Origin of the sequence: Metabacillus schmidteae (assembly GCF_903166545.1) — a bacterium.
Lineage (GTDB): Bacteria > Bacillota > Bacilli > Bacillales > Bacillaceae > Metabacillus > Metabacillus schmidteae.
Window position 1 is genome coordinate 312,986 of record NZ_CAESCH010000002.1, and the last position, 19,478, is coordinate 332,463.

Sequence of the window (19,478 nt, forward strand, 5' to 3'; positions counted from 1 at the left end):
TATAGTAGAGTCTTGAAATGACAAGAGGTCACTTAATGGAGGATTTTAAATGATGTTTTCTAAAGGAAAAAAAGATAAATTTTCAGATCTGTTATTAAACATAATAAGCAATCTTCAACAAACAACAAAGTTTTGTGTTGAACAAGATATCTCAAACCATCATGAGTTGCAAATTTTTTTGGAAAATGTAAAAGAATTTGAATCAGCTGGTGATGAATTCATTCAACGTATTACAAAGGAGCTCAATCAGACATTTATTACACCGATTGACCGGGAAGATATTTTACAGCTTGCCCTGCATATTGATGATGTGTTGGACGGAATTGAACATATTGCCGCATTGTTTGAGATGTACTCGGTGACCAGCTTAACTGATCAAATGAAAAAGTTTTTGAGCATTACTCATCAATGTGCAGCAGAGATTTCAGAGGCAGTGACTTTACTGTCTTTAAAGAAACTACAGTCTATTCCAGCACATTCATTAAAATTAAAAGAGCATGAAGCAAACAGTGATAATTTGCTTCGGACAGCAGTAAAAAATTTATTCGCAACTGAAAAGGATCCGATCAAAATCATTCAATATAAAGACATTTATGAGTCGCTTGAAGGCATCGTTGATAACTGTCGGAAGGTTGCCATTACATTGGATAGCATTGTCATGAAAAATGCATAAGGGGATTTAGATATATGGATGTAACATTAATGATTACAATATTGATTGTCGTTGGGGCCCTGGTGTTTGATTTTATAAATGGCTTTCATGATACGGCAAATGCGATCGCAACAAGTGTTTCGACAAAAGCTTTACAGCCAAAACATGCAATCATTTTAGCATCGTTAATGAATTTTATCGGTGCCCTTACGTTTACAGGAGTTGCCAAAACAATTACAACCGGAATTGTTGATCCATTTACACTACATAACGGCTCTATCGTCATTCTAGCAGCGCTTATTTCGGCGATTGCCTGGAATCTTATCACATGGTATTACGGTATACCGAGTAGTTCCTCACATGCCATTATCGGGTCTATTGTTGGAGCGGCCATTGCAGCTTCAGGGTTTGGCAGTATCAATTATTCAGGTTTTTCAAAGATTGTACAGTCACTTATTTTATCACCAATCCTTGCATTCATAATTGGATATGTGGTATTTAGTATTTTTAAGGTTTTATTTAGAAATCATTCTTTGACAAAATCCAATAACCGATTTCGAAGAATTCAAATTGTTACGGCTGCGTTTCAGGCTTATACACATGGTACAAATGATGCCCAAAAAGCGATGGGAATTATTACACTTGCCTTAATTGCCAACAACTATCATAAGACAATGGATATTCCGGTATGGGTCCAGGTCTCATGTGCGCTTGCGATGGCGCTTGGAACATCAGTAGGTGGTTGGAGAATAATACAAACAGTTGGAAATAAAATTATGAAGATCAGACCAGTAAGCGGAGTTGCTGCAGATGTATCTTCTGCTTCCATTATCTTAGGAGCAACCTTTATGCATCTTCCGGTCAGCACCACACATGTGATTTCTTCATCTATTCTTGGAGTGGGAGCTTCAAATCGGATAAAAGGGGTTAATTGGGGAACCGCACAAGCCATGGTCTTTACATGGATTGTTACACTTCCTGCATCAGCGGTTTTGTCGGGAATAGTTTATTATTTTCTTAACTTCATCCTTTAAAATAATTGGCAGAATGCGACAGAATTCTGCCTTTTTGGTTAAATTTTTCCTTTTCATGTTATAAACTAGACTATAGAAGTCTTCTTAAAAGGAGTAACCCTCATGAAAAAGGTAATCTCATTAGTAGTACTATTTCTTATAGTCTGTGGTCTAGGCTTATATTTTGGCAAGATAGTATCAGCGCCTGAACAGAACATTGTCAAAGTGGAAGATAAAAGGAATCAACAAATTGTTAAGAAAGAAGAGAAAATAGAGGGAAAAATTACAACTACTACTGCTTCTCTTTCGGCTATAGGTGATATTTTAATTCATGACCGCGTGTATGAACCTGCCCAAATTGGTGAGGGAACATATGATTTTACACCTCATCTGAAAAATGTTCAGTCACTATTAAAAGAAGCCGATATTACCATTGCTAACCAAGAATCAATGATTGGCGGAACGGAGATTGGGCTTTCGACCTATCCTGCATTTAATAGTCCTTATGAAGTTGGGGACGAATTAAAAGAAAGTGGTATAGATCTAGTGACACTAGCCAACAACCATACATTGGATAGGGGAGAAAAGGCAATCCAAAGTGCCATTTCCCATTGGAATCAATTAGGGATTCCTTATACCGGTGCTTTTTTATCGGAAGAAGATAAAAGTAACATTCGAACAATTGAAAAGAATGATATTGTTTTTTCATTCTTGGCCTATACATACGGCACAAATGGGATTGAAACTCCGAAGAATAAACCATACTTAGTAAATAGAATTGAAGAAAGTAACATAAAACAAGATATTGAAAAAGCTGGTGCTATATCAGATGTAGTAGTGGTAAGTCTTCATTTTGGAAAAGAATATGAAAGAATGCCAAATGAGGAACAAAAGCAGCTAGCACTCAACACAGCAAACGCGGGAGCAGACATTATCATTGGACATCACCCACATGTTCTTCAGCCCGTGGAATGGATCGAAAGGGAAGATGGAAAGCGCTCTTTTGTTGCGTATTCCCTCGGTAACTTTTTTACAGGGCAAAATGAAGATTACAAGGACATCGGTGGCGTTTTAAAAATTAACGCTGAAAAAAATCTAAAAAGCGGTGAAATTACCATAAAGGAACCATCATTCGTCCCAACCTTTGTGAATAAGGAATATCATGTTTATCCTCTCGAACAAGTCCCTGACAAAGAAAAGGTATACGAAGAAATCATAAAGCATATGAAAACATGGGTACCAGAACTGACATTTTCCTTTACATGATTTATAAAAAAACATCATATTTCCCCATATCCAACATATACATCTGTACAAGAATGATTGGGGGAACAAAGATGGATATTTTATTTTTAATCATTAGTCTATTAATTTTATGCTTGGTCACAGGATTGCGAATACTCATCCATATTTGGGGGAAAAAATACCGATATAACACCGCATGGAGTTTAATTGACACGGAGAAAAGGAAAGTAAGAATAAGAGATAGAAAACGATATGAGCGATAAACAGGGGGGAACCTTCCTGTTTTTATTTTTATATTCACTTTTAAAGGACAGTCTTTGTAAGAGATATTAAAATTATAAAAATGATAGTGGAATGGAGCGGAAGACACTGACTCCTGCGGGAAGTGAGGAAAGGCTGAGACCCCGCAGGCGAAGCTGAGGAGGCTTAGCCTCCTCCCCGGCGCATGGAGTGTCTGCAGCGCAATGAAAAGGACCTATTCTAACGTTTACCGATCTTAAATAACAACAAAGTATATAAAAAACAGTCTTTTTAAAAAATTGTTCTTTGAATCGCTTTGTAGTATATTTGAGTCACATATTTAATTAAAAGAGGTTATTGCGAATGAGTTTACAACAGGAAATAAATAAACGACGTACGTTTGCGATCATTTCCCACCCGGATGCAGGGAAAACAACGCTAACAGAAAAACTGCTTTTCTTTGGTCAAATTATCCGTTCAACAGGAACAGTTAAAGGGAAAAAATCAGGGAAATTTGCGGCATCCGACTGGATGGAAATCGAAAAAAAACGTGGAATATCCGTAACATCAAGTGTAATGAGCTTTCCATATCATGAATTCCATGTAAACATACTGGATACACCGGGACACGAAGATTTCAGTGAAGACACATACCGTACACTAACAGCGGTTGATAGTGTTGTCATGATCATTGATTCAACAAAGGGTGTTGAGCCTCAAACGATTAAACTTTTTAAAGTATGTCGAATGAGAGGAATTCCAATTTTCACGTTTATTAATAAGCTGGACCGTGAAGGAAGAGATCCTTTGGATTTGCTTTCTGAAATTGAAGAAGTATTAGGGATTGAATCATATCCAATGAACTGGCCAATCGGCAGTGGAAAACGTTTCTTAGGTATCCATGACCGCTTTAATAAGCAATTTGTTCGCTTCAAAGGTGATGAGGAAGAAGAAGTGATTCCGTTAAGCGAGCTTTCTTCAACAGATATTGAAGAAAATCCAATCTATCAAGATACAATGGGTGAGCTGGAACTGCTTGAAGAAGCAGGAAATGAGTTTTCGCCTGAGCGAGTGGAAAAAGGGGAGCTAACACCTGTTTTCTTTGGTAGTGCACTTGCTAATTTTGGTGTGCAAACCTTTTTTGATACATTTTTGCAATTTGCTGCAAAACCACAGCCGCGTAAAACAGATCAAGGCTTAGTTGAGCCGGAAAAAGATCAGTTCTCAGGCTATATCTTTAAAATTCAAGCAAATATGAACCCGGCACACCGTGACAGAATCGCCTTCTTCCGAGTATGTTCCGGTAAATTCGAACGTGGAATGAGTGTAAACTTAAGTCGTACGAATAAAACGATTAAGTTGAACCAAACGCAAGCCTTTATGGCAAAAGACCGTGACACTGTAGACGAGGCTTATCCTGGTGATATTATTGGGATTTATGATCCAAATATTTATCAAATTGGCGACACGTTAATCGGTGGTAAAGACTCTTATGAATATGAAGAGCTGCCTCAATTCCCACCAGAGCTATTCAAACGTGTTCAGGCGAAAAACGTCATGAAAGCAAAGCAATTCCGAAAAGGAATAGAACAGCTTGTTCAAGAAGGAGCTATTCAATTATACCGCCAAGAGTTGAATGACTCGATCATCCTTGGCGCAGTTGGTCAGCTTCAATTTGAAGTGTTTGAATACCGAATGAAGGCTGAATATAATGTGGAAATTGAATTCACCTCACTTGGAGAACGAATTCCAAGATGGATTAAAAGCGAGAAGTTTGAGAAGCGCTTCTTTGATTCAAGAAGCATGCTTGTTCGTGATCGCTTTGGTGCCTATGCGGTACTGTTTGAAAATGAATTTACATTACGTTACTTTTTAGAAAATCAAAAAGACATTGAGTTAGTCGATTTATTAGAAGAAAATGACTATCAAGGTGTGACATCACAGAAATAATCTTAGGGGGCTAATTGTGTTAATTAGCCCTATTTTGTTTGGTTTTCATGTTATGATTGAGCTATACATAAGGAATTGAGGGGAAGCATGTGAACTTAGAAAAAGCAACACTATCTGATTTGGATGATGTATCTGTATTGTTTAATAAGTACCGTATCTTTTATGGACAACCATCTGATCTTGAAGGGGCAAAGGCTTTTATCAAGGAAAGAATGGAGCAAAAGGAATCAACGATATTCCTGGCAAAAAGCAACGATGGAATTCCTGCTGGATTTGTCCAGCTTTACCCGATTTTTACTTCAGTAGGGATGAGGAGAAAATGGCTGCTTAATGATTTGTTTGTTTCTGAAGACTTTCGACGTCTTGGAGTAGGAAAAGCACTAATGAATCAAGCAAAGGAATTTGCGATTGAAACGAATACAGCAGGAATTTTATTAGAAACAACCAAAGACAATGTAAATGCACAGGCTCTCTACGAAAGTGTCGGCTATGAAAAAGAGGATACTGTGTATTTTTACAATTTATCACTATAATAGCTGAATAGGTGATTACGATGGTTTTAAAAGTCATATTAGCAATCATTATGCCTTTTCTACTTGTCCTTCTTTTTACACGGGTAAGCTATAATCATTATGTTGGGATAGCATTAACAGCGGCTTTGCTTATTGCCTCCTATATGAAAGGTTACACACATGGTCCAAGCATCTTCTTTATTGACATCGTCTCACTTGGTGTCGGCTTTTTCTTTGCGAGAAAGATGAAGGAGGACCTGGTGAAGAAGAAATAGGTTTGAGGTTAATTAAAAAGTGAAATACTTAACTAAGAAAGGGCTATGACAGCTCTTTTTTTTATAGTTGCAAAAATATGTGCAAACTCGCAATAAATACAAGATAGTTGCAAAAATAGATGAAAAGTTGCAAGATTTCCATATAAAGGGGAATTTAATCAGGACAATATACATAGTAGAAAAAAATACGAACTATAGTTCGTATTTTTGGTGATTTTCCAACAATTTATGGTAAACTATTCATAGTGATAAAACGGAATGGAGGCTTATGAGTGAGCGAGCAATTTGAATTAGTCTCAAAATACAAACCACAAGGTGATCAGCCTAAGGCGATTCAATCATTGGTTGAAGGAATCCAGCAAGGCAAACGATTCCAAACATTGCTAGGGGCAACAGGTACAGGAAAAACCTTTACTGTTTCAAATGTGATCCAACAAGTAAATAAACCAACCTTAATTATTGCTCATAACAAAACATTAGCAGGACAACTGTACAGTGAGTTTAAAGAATTCTTTCCAAATAATGCTGTTGAGTATTTTGTTAGTTACTATGATTACTATCAACCGGAAGCCTATGTTCCACAGACAGATACATTTATCGAAAAAGATGCAAGTATTAATGATGAAATAGATAAGCTTCGTCACTCGGCTACATCTTCGCTATTCGAAAGAAAAGATGTCATCATTATTGCCAGTGTTTCTTGTATTTATGGTCTCGGTTCACCGGAAGAATATAAAGAGTTAGTTGTTTCGTTAAGAACGGGAATGGAAATTGAACGAAATCAATTATTAAGAAAACTGGTTGATGTGCAATATGAACGAAATGATATTGATTTCCGAAGAGGGACATTCCGAGTGCGCGGAGATGTAGTGGAAATTTTTCCTGCTTCACGTGATGAACAGTGTATCCGCGTTGAGTTTTTCGGTGATGAAATTGACCGGATTCGTGAAGTGGATGCATTAACAGGTGAGATTATGGGAGAGCGTGAACATGTAGCGATCTTCCCGGCTTCCCACTTCGTTACAAGGGAAGAAAAGATGGAGAAAGCCATCAAAAACATAGAAGCAGAGCTTGAAGAAAGATTGGAAGAATTGCGTGAAAACGGCAAGCTTCTTGAAGCACAGCGCCTGGAACAACGAACAAGATACGACCTTGAAATGATGAGGGAAATGGGCTTTTGCTCCGGAATCGAAAACTATTCCCGACATTTAACATTACGACCTTCAGGTTCAACACCTTATACACTGCTGGACTTCTTCCCGGAGGACTCACTTATTGTCATTGATGAGTCACATGTTACAGTGCCGCAAATTAGGGGTATGTTTAATGGAGACCAAGCACGTAAACAAGTCCTTGTTGATCATGGCTTTCGTTTGCCATCAGCAAAGGACAACAGACCTTTGCGATTTGAGGAATTTGAAAAGCATATCGAAAATATTGTGTTTGTCTCAGCGACACCTGGTCCATATGAGATGGAACATACACCTGAGATGATTCAACAGATTATCCGTCCAACAGGACTGCTGGATCCTACAATAGATGTTCGTCCAATTGAAGGGCAAATTGATGACTTAATTGGAGAAATTCAAACAAGAGTTGAAAAAAATCAACGTGTGCTGATTACAACATTAACGAAGAAAATGTCGGAGGATTTAACAAATTATCTGAAGGAAATCGGCATTAAAGTCAATTATCTTCACTCAGAAATTAAGACTTTAGAGCGTATTGAAATTATCCGTGAGCTACGCCTTGGTAAATATGATGTGTTAGTCGGAATCAACCTTTTAAGAGAAGGGTTGGATATTCCTGAGGTCTCACTTGTTGCCATTTTGGATGCAGATAAGGAAGGGTTCCTTCGCTCAGAGCGATCACTCATTCAAACGATTGGGCGTGCTGCCCGTAATGCAGAAGGCCATGTGATTATGTATGCAGATAAAATGACGAATTCGATGGAGATTGCGATTAATGAAACGAAGCGTCGCCGTCAAATTCAAGAAGAGTTTAACGAGAAGCATGGTATTACCCCGCAAACGATTCAAAAAGAAATCCGTGACGCTATCCGTGCGACAATGGCTGCAGAAGACCAGGAAGAATATGAAACAACAGCAGCAAGTAAACTGACGAAGTTAACGAAGAAAGAACGGGATAAAGTGATTGCTGATATGGAAAGTGAAATGAAGGAAGCAGCAAAAGCGTTGAACTTTGAACGGGCTGCCGAGCTTCGTGATTTAATTTTAGAACTGAAAGCGGAAGGATGAAGCAATTATGGCAATGGAACATATTGTTGTGAAGGGAGCGCGAGCCCACAATTTAAAAAATATCGATGTAACCATTCCGCGTGATAAGCTTGTTGTTTTAACAGGATTATCTGGTTCAGGTAAATCATCTTTGGCATTTGATACCATTTATGCTGAAGGACAGCGTCGTTATGTTGAATCACTATCTGCATATGCCCGTCAATTTTTAGGCCAGATGGATAAACCTGATGTTGACGCGATTGAAGGGCTATCACCAGCGATCTCAATTGACCAAAAAACAACAAGCCGTAATCCGCGCTCAACTGTTGGGACAGTGACGGAAATCTATGATTATTTGCGTTTACTTTATGCAAGAGTTGGTCGTCCAACTTGTCCTATTCATGGAATTGAAATCTCGTCCCAAACAATAGAGCAAATGGTTGACCGCATTTTAGAATACCCGGAACGAACTAAGCTACAAGTACTTGCTCCCATTGTGTCCGGTCGTAAAGGAACACATGTAAAAGTGTTTGAAGATATTAAAAAACAAGGGTATGTACGTGTGCGGGTTGATGGAGAAATGCGTGAGCTCTCAGAAGATATAGAGCTTGAGAAGAACAAAAAGCACTCCATTGAGGTTGTAATTGACCGTATTGTCGTGAAGGAAGGGGTTGCTTCAAGGTTAGCCGACTCCTTGGAGGCAGCATTAGGCCTAGGGGAAGGCAGAGTTATCATTGATGTTATGGGAGAAGAGGAACTTCTGTTCAGTGAGCATCATGCATGTCCACAATGCGGATTTTCAATCGGAGAACTTGAGCCGAGAATGTTTTCATTTAATAGCCCGTTTGGTGCTTGCCCTGAGTGTGATGGTTTGGGATCAAAACTTGAAGTTGACTTGGATCTTGTCATTCCAAATAAGGATCTGACACTTAAGCAGCATGCGATTGCCCCTTGGGAGCCAACTAGCTCGCAATATTATCCGCAAATGCTTGAGGCTGTATGCAATCATTATGGCATTGATATGGATATCCCTGTTAAAGATATACCTAAGCATTTACTCGACAAAGTGCTGTACGGAAGTGATGGGGAAGAAATTTACTTTCGCTATGAAAATGATTTTGGCCAAATACGGGAAAATTATATTCAGTTTGAAGGTGTTATTCGTAATGTGGAAAGACGTTATAAGGAAACAACCTCAGATTTTATTCGCGAGCAAATGGAAAAATATATGGGACATCAAAATTGTCCGACCTGTAAAGGATATCGCCTGAAGAAGGAAACACTTGCTGTTTTAATTCAAGGAAACCATGTTGGGGAAGTTACAAAGCTTTCCGTTCAAGAGTCACTTGATTTCTTTCAGAATCTATCTTTAACAGATAAAGAAATGCAGATTGCGAATCTTATTTTAAAAGAAATTCGTGAAAGATTAGGATTCTTAAATAATGTTGGACTTGATTATTTAACCCTTAATCGTGCTGCTGGAACGTTATCGGGCGGAGAGGCTCAGCGGATTCGCCTTGCCACGCAAATCGGCTCGCGGTTAACAGGGGTTCTATACATTCTTGATGAACCTTCTATTGGTCTACATCAGCGTGATAATGACCGATTAATTCAAACACTCCAAAATATGCGTGACATCGGAAACACACTGATCGTTGTTGAGCATGATGAGGACACGATGATGGCGGCAGATTATTTAATCGATATCGGACCAGGTGCTGGAATTCATGGTGGTAAGGTCATTTCAGCGGGAACGCCGGAAGAAGTAATGAATGATGACAATTCCTTAACCGGTCAGTACTTATCAGGGAAAAAATTTATACCACTTCCATATGAACGAAAAAAACCGGATGGCCGTTATATTGAAATAAAAGGAGCAAAGGAAAACAATCTCCGTAATGTTAGTGTGAAGTTTCCATTAGGTACTTTTATTGCGGTAACAGGTGTTTCAGGCTCTGGAAAAAGTACATTAGTAAACGAAGTTCTTCACAAAACATTAGCGCAAAAATTGCACAATGCAAAGTCAAAGCCCGGCGAACATAAAGAGGTAAAAGGAATTGAACATCTTGAAAAGGTCATTGATATTGATCAATCGCCAATCGGTCGAACACCACGTTCCAATCCCGCTACCTACACAGGTGTTTTTGATGATATCCGTGATGTTTTTGCGACAACAAATGAAGCGAAGGTTAGAGGATATAAAAAAGGCCGTTTTAGCTTTAATGTAAAAGGCGGGCGTTGTGAAGCCTGCCGCGGTGATGGAATCATAAAAATTGAAATGCACTTCCTGCCGGATGTCTATGTTCCTTGCGAAGTATGCCATGGGAAACGATACAATCGTGAAACACTTGAAGTTACCTATAAAGGCAAAAATATTTCTGACATCCTGGAAATGACAGTAGAGGATGCTGTTTCGTTTTTCGAAAATATCCCGAAAATCAAGCGGAAACTGCAAACGATTTATGATGTTGGTCTTGGTTATATTACGCTCGGACAGCCTGCAACAACTCTTTCCGGTGGAGAAGCCCAAAGGGTTAAATTGGCATCAGAGCTGCATAGACGTTCATCAGGCCGTTCCTTATATATTTTGGATGAACCAACAACAGGTCTTCACGTAGATGATATTGCACGCTTGTTAAAAGTCCTGCAACGCTTAGTAGATAATGGTGATACTGTGTTGGTCATTGAACATAACCTGGATGTGATTAAGGCAACAGATTATTTGGTAGACTTAGGTCCTGAAGGTGGGGACAAAGGCGGCCAAATCGTTGGCTATGGAACTCCGGAGGATATTATGAACAATGAACAATCCTATACAGGGAAATACTTAAAGCCAATTATTGAGCGAGACCGTGATCGAATGAGAAAATTAATAAAAGAAAAAGAAGAGGTAGCACAAAGCTAATCTTCTGGTTAAAAAGCTGATTTCTTTGGAAATCAGCTTTTTTAGGTTTACACCGTTTTTAAAAAACAATCCTCAATTTCCTTAATAATAGAAATTTGCAGCCGATATAATATTCGTACCATCCTGGAAAGGATAGAACTTGCACAAGGCTTATTATTGGACAGACCGATTCCCGAATTATGGTGATGTTCATACAGGATAATAAAAAAGAATATTTTCATCCAAATGAACTATTAACAATAAATAGCGAACCTGTTTCTTTTTAATCGTTTTATTTGAATTCTGCAAAAGTTAATTTGGTCCAAGGGTAGCGATTCTGCCACTTGCTAAAGGCGCGTATGATTCCAGGCTGAAGTATAGTTCCTTGGATTAGAGGTGTTTTTTTACTGTGTATGTAAATAAGCTTCACTAAAAAGGTCATTCAGAATAACAAGAAGAAAGGATTTAGGGCATCATGAATTTATCAATCAAGCGAAAATTAATTGGGAGTTTTTTGGTTGTCTCCATTATTTTTGGAGCAGCTTCCCTGTTTTCTTATCAAAGTATGAAACAAACAAATGAATCATATGAATATGTGATCGAAACGGTGGCAGAGTTAAGAGCCATTTCTCAAGCAATTCAAACAGATACAGCCTTACAGTCGGGGTATTATCGTGCATATATGCTGTACGATGACGAGAATTTTAGAGAAAAGATGAATGAAGCAAATACTCAATTAAATGAAAGTATATCCAAAGGACTAAAGCTTTCAACCTTACAAGAAACAAAGGATCGTCTTCAGACCATAGGACTTAAACAATCAGTTCAAGGAAACAGCAAATCGGGTGATGGATGAAAAATCAATTGACGAAGCAAAAGCAATTGAAGATGGTTTAAACCTGATTGTCCCAATTAGTACGAGTTTAATAGAGGAAGCTCTTTCTATGAATAACTGGTTAAGGGAAGATGTTTTAGAAGAAAGAGTGAAAGAAACCAAGGACGAGTCTGATCGGGCACAATTAACTCTGATTGTTCTAAGCAGTGTTGCTGCTGTTTTTGCCATTGCGTGTGGAGTAGTAATCTCGATTTTTATTTCGAGACCTATCGTACGGTTGGGTAACGCAGCGAAGCAGGTGGCTTCAGGAAATCTCCAAGTAGAGAAGATAACCATGAAGAATAAAGATGAAATCCATGATCTTAACGAATCATTTAATGCCATGACGGATAACTTGAGGGAAATGATTCGCTCGATAGCTGATCATTCAGATCAGGTTGCAGCATCAGCAGAGCAATTAAATGCAAGTGCAGAGCAATCGAGCATAGCAACAGAAACCGTTTCTTCTGCGATCCAAGAAATCGCAAGTAGTGCAGAGGAAACAACGACAAAGCTGGAACTTAATTCAAGCTCATTACATGAAGTTTTACTGGGAATTCATCATATTTCTGAAAGCTCCTCAACTGTTTCTGAGCTTTCAAGAGAAACAACAAAGGAAGCAGAAGAAGGCGGGCAATACGTGAAAAACAGCCTAGCCCAAATGAGGTTTATTCGTGAATCCGTTGGACGCTCAAATGAAGTTGTCCAATTACTATCACAGCGATCAACGGAAATAGGTTCCATACTAGATGTGATTAGTGACATTGCGAATCAAACAAATTTACTGGCGTTAAATGCTGCAATTGAAGCTGCAAGAGCTGGTGAACATGGAAAAGGCTTTGCTGTCGTTGCGGATGAAGTTAGAAAGCTGGCAGAGCAGTCTCAGCAATCAACAAAGAATATTGCAGAATTAATTACATTCATTCAAAAAGATACCGAAGAATCAGTAAATATAATGAATGAAGTTGTTCATAATGCGAATGAAGGTGTAAAAGTATCAGAAAGAACCTCTGAAAAGTTTGCTCAAATTTTGACAAGTACAATAAATATTACCCCGCAGATTGAACAAGTAACAGCAACGGTACAGCAAATATCAGCAAGTATTGATGAAATTGCAAATTCGGCAATGGAGGTTTCCCGCTTGGCTCAAGAGAATGCCGCCAGTTCTGAAGAAGTAGCTGCATCAACTGAAGAGCAACTAGCATCAATGCAGGAAATAGATTCATCCGCTCAGGCTCTTGCCCATATGGCTGAAGAGTTAAAAAATGTAGTTGGTCGTTTTAAGATTTAATAGATAACCGGAAAACTCGTCATAGCTGACGGGTTTTCTTTTTTTGATTATAGAATCGACCCAACTACTTATTTTTCATCATACTAACTTCCCGTCTAGTACATAAGATTCATTTCTTTCCAAATAGAAAGTGTGTCATCTAGTTTAGTAACCGTTCACAAACTCTATCAGAATAGGAATTAGCTTATTTTTGTGTGATAGTTTGACACATTTATCCAAGTTGACGAAACCTAAAAAATAGAATTAGATATGGTAATAAGAGATATGGCTTTTATGGAAAGGAGCATATGAATGAAGAGCATCAGAAGTCGTTTATTCCTTATGCTTCTTATTTTTATTATCATCCCGTATTTTTTATCTGTTTTTGTCATTTATGGATATACAAAAAATAGAGTGGAGCAGCAAGCACTTAAGGCTAGTCATAATCAGATGGATAAACTTTCGGAGGAACTGGAGCAATACTTTGATGAAATGGTCAACCTGCCTTACCTTATTTACCGAAATCCTGATTTTTTTACTATTTTCACAGACGAGTCAGAAGACCTTCCTCCACAATCTAAGGAAAACAGTGTTGAAACGTTTTACTTGATGAGAAATGAAATCCGTCAAGTTCGTTTTTATCTTGATAAAAAGAAAGAGTCGATTACGGCTTATCATGCAAAAGTGAGTGTTCCAAAGCAAAAGCCGGACGTATTGAATGAAGATTCTATTAAAAAACTATACAATTCGAACAGATCTGATCTGATTGAACCGCCGCATCAGATTGAAAATTATAATGATGCGGCGATTGTACCGGATTCTGACAAAACGGTTGTATTGACGATTCACCATAAAATAGTTGATATTTTATCAAATGAAGTTCTTGGCTTCATTTCTATTGATCTTGATCTTGATGTATATGCCAGGTTGTGTAACAGCCTGATTGAGGAGAATGAAGAATCAGTGCTGCTTATTGATGCTAATGATCGTGTCATGTATGCAACAGATGCTTCGTTAATTGGAAAAACTGCACCTGATGAGTTATTGGAGCAACTGAATGAAAAGAACAAAAATTCAAATGGAGAGATTATCTTATCAAAATCATTATCCGGACCACTCGATAAATGGGAATTGGTGAAAATCACACCTAGTCACTATTTATTTCAGGAGGCGAGACAAACAGCAATCATCAATATCTTAGTTGGTATCGGAGTTGGATTAATGGGACTTTTGATGATTGGATATGTTTCCTACAGAATTACCCGTCCGATAAAGACACTTAGCCAAAAAGTTCGGTCCATTGAGGGCGGAAATAGGCAGGTGCCGTTTGGCAGTGATAGAAAAGACGAAATCGGCCATTTAGACAATCATATGAAGGAAATGATGGATCGAATAAACCTTCATATTGACCGGGAATATAAATTGGAAATTGAAAATAGAAAAAATCAATTTAGAGCACTGAAAGCCCAGGTAAACCCGCATTTCTTATTTAATGCACTACAATCAATCGGGGCTGTGGCATTAAGGTCTGATGCTCCAAATGTCTATAAATTAGTAACAACTTTATCTAATATGATGAGGTACTCGATCAGAGCTGATCAATGGGTATTCCTACATGAAGAGGTTGAATATATTGAACGTTATCTTTCTCTCCAAAGAGAGCGTTTCGGACATGAACTTAATGTTTCTATACAGTTAAACAAAGAACTGCTAACTATGAAGATTCCGAGTATGATCGTACAGCCGCTAGTCGAGAACTTTTTTAAGCACTGTTATGAAGAAGGCTTCTATGATGCCAGTTTAAGCATTTATGGAAAAAGAACAGGTAAGAACATCATCCTTACCGTGGAAAATGATACGTCAAGTGTTACTTCTTCAAAATTGAACTCGTTAAGAGAACAGATCTATTCCTCTTCTTATGAGGGAACGATTTCAAATGATCATATCGGTCTGAAAAATATCCATGATCGTTTAGTTTTAAACTATGGAGAGAATGCAGGCTTGAAGCTCGATACGAAGGAAGGCAAAGTTTTTTGTGTGGATCTTATTATCCCGCTCGAGACTGACCTGCCAAAGGATGAACAGACGATCTTTTTAGATAAATCTAACATCTATTGATTTTTTTCTACATCAAAGGAGGATGGGATAAGGTGAAGGCTCTCATGATCGATGATGAAATCAATGTCCGTTTTGTGATGAAGCAATTAGGTGAATGGGCGAAATATGGAATTACGACTCTTTTTGAAGCGGCTAATGGACAAGAAGCCAAAAGAATTATAGAAAAGGAAAGTCCAGAGATCATTTTCACGGATATAAAAATGCCCGGAATGAGCGGGATGGAGCTGATTGAATGGCTGCATACCAACTCTTATACAGGAAAAGTGATTTTCATCACAGGCTATGACGACTATTCCTTCATGCGAAAAGCGATTCAGTATAACAGCTTTGATTATTTATTAAAGCCTATTGAAGCAGAGCCATTCAATAAAGCATTGGCTGCTGCAGTTGAAGCTTGGAAAAAGGAAGAGAAAGAACGAAACAACAAAGTAAATGAAGAGATGGAAAGTGTTCAAAGGTATCGCATGAACCAGGTCGTGACACAAGCCTGCATAGGAGAACATGTTGATGAGCTGGAAATAGCTTCATTTCTTCCAAATGCAAATCAATACGAATTAACACTTATTTCTTTTTATCAAATGCATCATGCTGAACCTTATGTACAGCAACTAGCTGCTGAGCTTATGAAACAAGAATGGGGAAATGCCTTTGCTCTTCAGAACGATATCAATCTTTGTTTGGTGATTTCAATAGAATCGTACTGGATCCTGATTGAAGAATGGATTAGTCAGCATTTTGATATTCCGGTCAGACTTGTAAGCGGCAAGCCGATAAGCTTTTTAAAAGAGATTCCAAGATCGTTTCAGGATTTACAAAAGGGATTAGAAGGCCAAACCTACCGTTCAATTCATCGTGTAAATGACTTGGATGATGCCCGTCGAATGCAGGATATCGTTGCTTATGTTGAGACGTATTATATGGAAGAACTAAGCTTGGAAAAACTGGCAAACCGCTTCTTCTTAAGTCGGGAGCATATTTCAAGAAAGTTTAAACAACAAACAGGATTGCCACTGTCCAAATATGTAATAAATCTCAGAATTAATCAAGCGAAAACGTGGCTTACGGAAACAGATGAGAGTATCCTCTCTATTTCATTAATGCTAGGCTATCAGGATGAAAAATACTTTTCAAAGCTATTTAAAAAAGTGGTTGGTATGACACCTTTTGAGTATCGAAATGCAAAAGAAAAACAAGCATTGACCAGTAGGGAATGTGAAACATACTGAGGTGAAAGAATGAAAAAAAGGATCGCAGGTTTATTTTTAATTGGGGGTCTAAGTCTAACCCTTTCAGCATGTCAGGAAGCGACGAATCTTAAGGAAATGAGAGCAGCTGAGCCCAAATTGACACTGCATGTTCGAAATCCAAAAGTGGAAATTTCAACACAGTTTGAACAAATGGCGAAGGCCTATGAAAAAGAAAATCCAAACGTTGACATCCAAATTGAAACGGTTGGGGGTGCAACAGATGACCTTGCGGATCTAAAAGCACAGATTGCAGCAGGAGAAGGTCCGGATATTTTCACGAATAATGGATATGAGCAAGGTAAGCTATGGAAGAACCTTTTAGAAGACCTATCAGATCAGCCGTGGGTAAAACAAGCTTACAATGAAACACTAATCCCTATGACGTTCGATGGAAAGTTATATGGAATGCCTGTCAATATGGAAGGATACGGCTTTATCTACAATAAAGATTTATTTGAAAAAGCGGGAATTCAAACACCTCCAAAAACACGAACAGAATTAGAAAAAGCCGCAGAACAATTACAAAAGGCGGGCATTACTCCTTTTACGAATGGATATTATGAAGAATGGAAACTTGGAGTTTTTCTATTAAATATAGCCTTTGCTCAGCAAGATGATCCTGATGAATTTATAAAAAATCTTCATTCAGGAAGTGAAAAAATCACGACAAATCAGGCATTCAAAGAGCTGATTGACTTGCTTGATCTAACCGTAAAATACGGAAATAAACACCCATTAACTACTGACTATTCGATGGAATTAAACATGTTTACAAAAGGTGAAGCAGCCATTCTCCTTCAAGGCAACTGGGTTCAACCGATGATTGACCAAGCTTCTCCGAATATGAATATTGGATTTTTGCCAATCCCAATCAATGATGAACCAAAAAACGATGCTCTTGTCGTCAGCGTCTCGAATTATTGGGTCATCAATAAACAATCATCATCTGAAAAGAAAATAGAAGCAAAGAAATTCCTAAATTGGATGGTCTCATCAACACAAGGAAAATCATATATGACCGAACAATTTAAATTCATCCCGGCGTTTAAGAACATTGAAACAAATCATCTAGGCCCACTTGCACACGACACCTTAACTTACTACAAACAAGGAAAAACCCTACCCTCCAACTGGTTTCACTTCCCAGTCGGCATAAGAGAAGAATTCGGCACCTCCATGCAGCTATACATCGACAACCAACTAAACCGCGACCAACTACTACAAGAACTTCAACAATCCTGGTAGGGACAGGGGGACAGGTACCTTGTCCCATTCAGGGACAGCGTACCTGTCCCTTTGTCCCATCCAGCCCCAGCGCCTTTGTCCCTATATCATATCAATTTAAGACGAAATTCCGATCAATTTGTGACATATCCGCGGATACCAATACTACCCTATAATTTTAGTTGTAAACAAAAACTTGCTAGGAGGACAAGCGATGAACTTTAAGAGTTTTGCCAAACAAGCAACAGTCGTAACACTTAGTACAGCTATTTTATTAGGGGGCGGTGAGTCACTAACGTTTGCGAAAGAAAAAGACTCCCGTGATCACAAAGAGGACTATGGAATTTCCCATATCACACGTTCTGATATGCATAAACTTATTGAACAGCAAGGAGATTCAAAATACACTGTTCCTGAGTTTGATGAATCAAAAATTAAAAACATCTCTTCTGCAAAAGGATATGATGAGCTAGGAAACTTAATTAATTTAGACGTATGGGACACTTGGCCATTACAAAATGCCGATGGGACAGTTGCAACATACAACGGCTACCAAATTGTTTTTGGTTTAGCAGGTGATCCTGACAGAGGCTGGGACACATTCATTTACATGTTCTATAAAAAAGTAGGCGACAATTCAATTGATAGCTGGAAAAATGCAGGAAGAGTCTTTAAAGATTCCGACAAGTTCAAATCAGATGAGCAAAATTTAAGAGACCAAGCAGAAGAATGGTCTGGTTCTGCAACATTAACATCTGACGGAGAAGTTCGCTTATTTTATACAAACCGTCATGGATGGGATCCGGCACATGGATTCTTCGGTAAGCAAACATTAACAACTGCACAAATCAATGTATCTGAGCCAAGTGAAAACACATTGAAAGTAGATGGAATTGAAGACCACAAATCGATCTTTGATGGAGACGGAAAAAACTATCAAACGGTTCAACAAGCATTTGGCGGTGGAGATTATTCAGATAATCATACATTAAGAGATCCCCACTATATTGAAGAAAATGGTCGCAAATACCTTGTCTTTGAAGCGAACACTGGAACAGAAACAGGTTACCAAGGTGAGAACTCATTATTTAATAAAGCTTATTATGGTAACAGTGAAGCATTTTTCCAAAATGAAAAAAGCAATCTATTAAATAGCCCTAAAAAAGATTTAGCAGAAATTTCAAACGGTGCACTTGGGATTATTGAAATTAATGATGATTACTCATTAAAGAAAGTCATGAAGCCACTAATTGCATCAAACACAGTAACAGATGAAATTGAGCGTCCAAACATCTTTAAAAAGGATGGAAAATGGTATCTATTTACAAGCTCACGAGGATCTAAAATGACGATTGATGGCATTGATGATGAAGATATTTATCTATTAGGTTATGTGTCAAACTCATTAACAGGTCCATACAAACCGTTAAACAAAACAGGACTTGTGTTACATCAAGACTTGGATCCATATGATGTGACATGGACTTATGCGCATTTCGCGATTCCACAAGAGGGAAGCGATAATACAGTCGTAACAAGCTATATGACAAACAGAGGATATTTTGAAGACCATCAATCTACCTTTGCACCAAGCTTCCTGTTAAACATTAAAGGTGATAAAACATCTGTTGTGAAAAATGGAATTCTTGAACAAGGTCAAATTACGATTAAATAATTTAGTTGAAAAGAAAATGCCGTTCTACAAATGGCATTTTCTTTTTTCTATATACTGAAACA

Annotated in this window: 15 protein-coding genes; all 15 read left to right on the forward strand. The window is 38.1% G+C overall.

Going from position 1 to position 19,478, the window contains the following annotated elements; translation table 11 throughout:
* The first annotated feature begins 52 nt into the window (after nucleotides 1–52).
* The 15 genes from HWV59_RS22350 (at nucleotide 53) to HWV59_RS22415 (ending at nucleotide 19,416) form a co-directional block, all read left to right on the forward strand.
* The gene (locus HWV59_RS22350; protein ID WP_175640732.1) at nucleotides 53–673 is read left to right on the forward strand and encodes a DUF47 domain-containing protein; all 621 of its coding nucleotides are present in this window, start codon (nucleotides 53–55) and stop codon (nucleotides 671–673) included.
* A 14-nt stretch (nucleotides 674–687) separates the two neighbouring features.
* Nucleotides 688–1,686, forward strand: a complete 999-nt coding sequence (locus HWV59_RS22355; protein ID WP_175640319.1) for an inorganic phosphate transporter — start codon at nucleotides 688–690, stop codon at nucleotides 1,684–1,686.
* A gap of 102 nt (nucleotides 1,687–1,788) precedes the next feature.
* Complete coding sequence (locus HWV59_RS22360) at nucleotides 1,789–2,931, forward strand: CapA family protein (RefSeq protein WP_175640320.1); 1,143 nt, start codon at nucleotides 1,789–1,791, stop codon at nucleotides 2,929–2,931.
* Nucleotides 2,932–3,002: 71 nt separating this feature from the next.
* Complete coding sequence (locus HWV59_RS22365) at nucleotides 3,003–3,173, forward strand: hypothetical protein (RefSeq protein ID WP_175640321.1); 171 nt, start codon at nucleotides 3,003–3,005, stop codon at nucleotides 3,171–3,173.
* Between the two features lie 340 nt (nucleotides 3,174–3,513).
* Complete coding sequence (locus HWV59_RS22370) at nucleotides 3,514–5,100, forward strand: peptide chain release factor 3 (RefSeq protein WP_102232922.1); 1,587 nt, start codon at nucleotides 3,514–3,516, stop codon at nucleotides 5,098–5,100.
* An 89-nt stretch (nucleotides 5,101–5,189) separates the two neighbouring features.
* The gene (locus tag HWV59_RS22375; RefSeq protein ID WP_175640322.1) at nucleotides 5,190–5,633 is read left to right on the forward strand and encodes a GNAT family N-acetyltransferase; all 444 of its coding nucleotides are present in this window, start codon (nucleotides 5,190–5,192) and stop codon (nucleotides 5,631–5,633) included.
* 20 nt (nucleotides 5,634–5,653) lie between these two features.
* Nucleotides 5,654–5,887, forward strand: coding sequence for a CsbA family protein (locus HWV59_RS22380; protein ID WP_175640323.1), 234 nt, complete (start codon nucleotides 5,654–5,656; stop codon nucleotides 5,885–5,887).
* A gap of 272 nt (nucleotides 5,888–6,159) precedes the next feature.
* Entirely contained in the window at nucleotides 6,160–8,145 is a 1,986-nt protein-coding gene (uvrB, locus tag HWV59_RS22385) for an excinuclease ABC subunit UvrB (protein ID WP_175640324.1), read from the forward strand.
* Between the two features lie 7 nt (nucleotides 8,146–8,152).
* Complete coding sequence (gene uvrA, locus HWV59_RS22390; RefSeq protein WP_175640325.1) at nucleotides 8,153–11,029, forward strand: excinuclease ABC subunit UvrA; 2,877 nt, start codon at nucleotides 8,153–8,155, stop codon at nucleotides 11,027–11,029.
* 454 nt (nucleotides 11,030–11,483) lie between these two features.
* Entirely contained in the window at nucleotides 11,484–11,864 is a 381-nt protein-coding gene (locus tag HWV59_RS27185) for a CHASE3 domain-containing protein (protein ID WP_235991872.1), read from the forward strand.
* Nucleotides 11,857–13,173, forward strand: coding sequence for a methyl-accepting chemotaxis protein (locus HWV59_RS22395; RefSeq protein WP_235991873.1), 1,317 nt, complete (start codon nucleotides 11,857–11,859; stop codon nucleotides 13,171–13,173). Before HWV59_RS27185 ends, HWV59_RS22395 begins: the two co-directional genes overlap by 8 nt.
* A 291-nt stretch (nucleotides 13,174–13,464) precedes the next feature.
* Nucleotides 13,465–15,270 (forward strand): cache domain-containing sensor histidine kinase, encoded by a 1,806-nt coding sequence (locus HWV59_RS22400; RefSeq protein WP_175640326.1) that lies wholly within the window; start codon nucleotides 13,465–13,467, stop codon nucleotides 15,268–15,270.
* Nucleotides 15,271–15,302: 32 nt separating this feature from the next.
* Nucleotides 15,303–16,496: a response regulator transcription factor gene (locus HWV59_RS22405; protein WP_175640327.1), complete on the forward strand. Its 1,194-nt coding sequence runs from the start codon at nucleotides 15,303–15,305 to the stop codon at nucleotides 16,494–16,496.
* Nucleotides 16,497–16,505: 9 nt separating this feature from the next.
* Nucleotides 16,506–17,762, forward strand: a complete 1,257-nt coding sequence (locus HWV59_RS22410; RefSeq protein ID WP_175640328.1) for an ABC transporter substrate-binding protein — start codon at nucleotides 16,506–16,508, stop codon at nucleotides 17,760–17,762.
* A 193-nt stretch (nucleotides 17,763–17,955) separates the two neighbouring features.
* Nucleotides 17,956–19,416: a glycoside hydrolase family 68 protein gene (locus HWV59_RS22415; RefSeq protein ID WP_102232931.1), complete on the forward strand. Its 1,461-nt coding sequence runs from the start codon at nucleotides 17,956–17,958 to the stop codon at nucleotides 19,414–19,416.
* Nucleotides 19,417–19,478 lie beyond the last annotated feature (62 nt).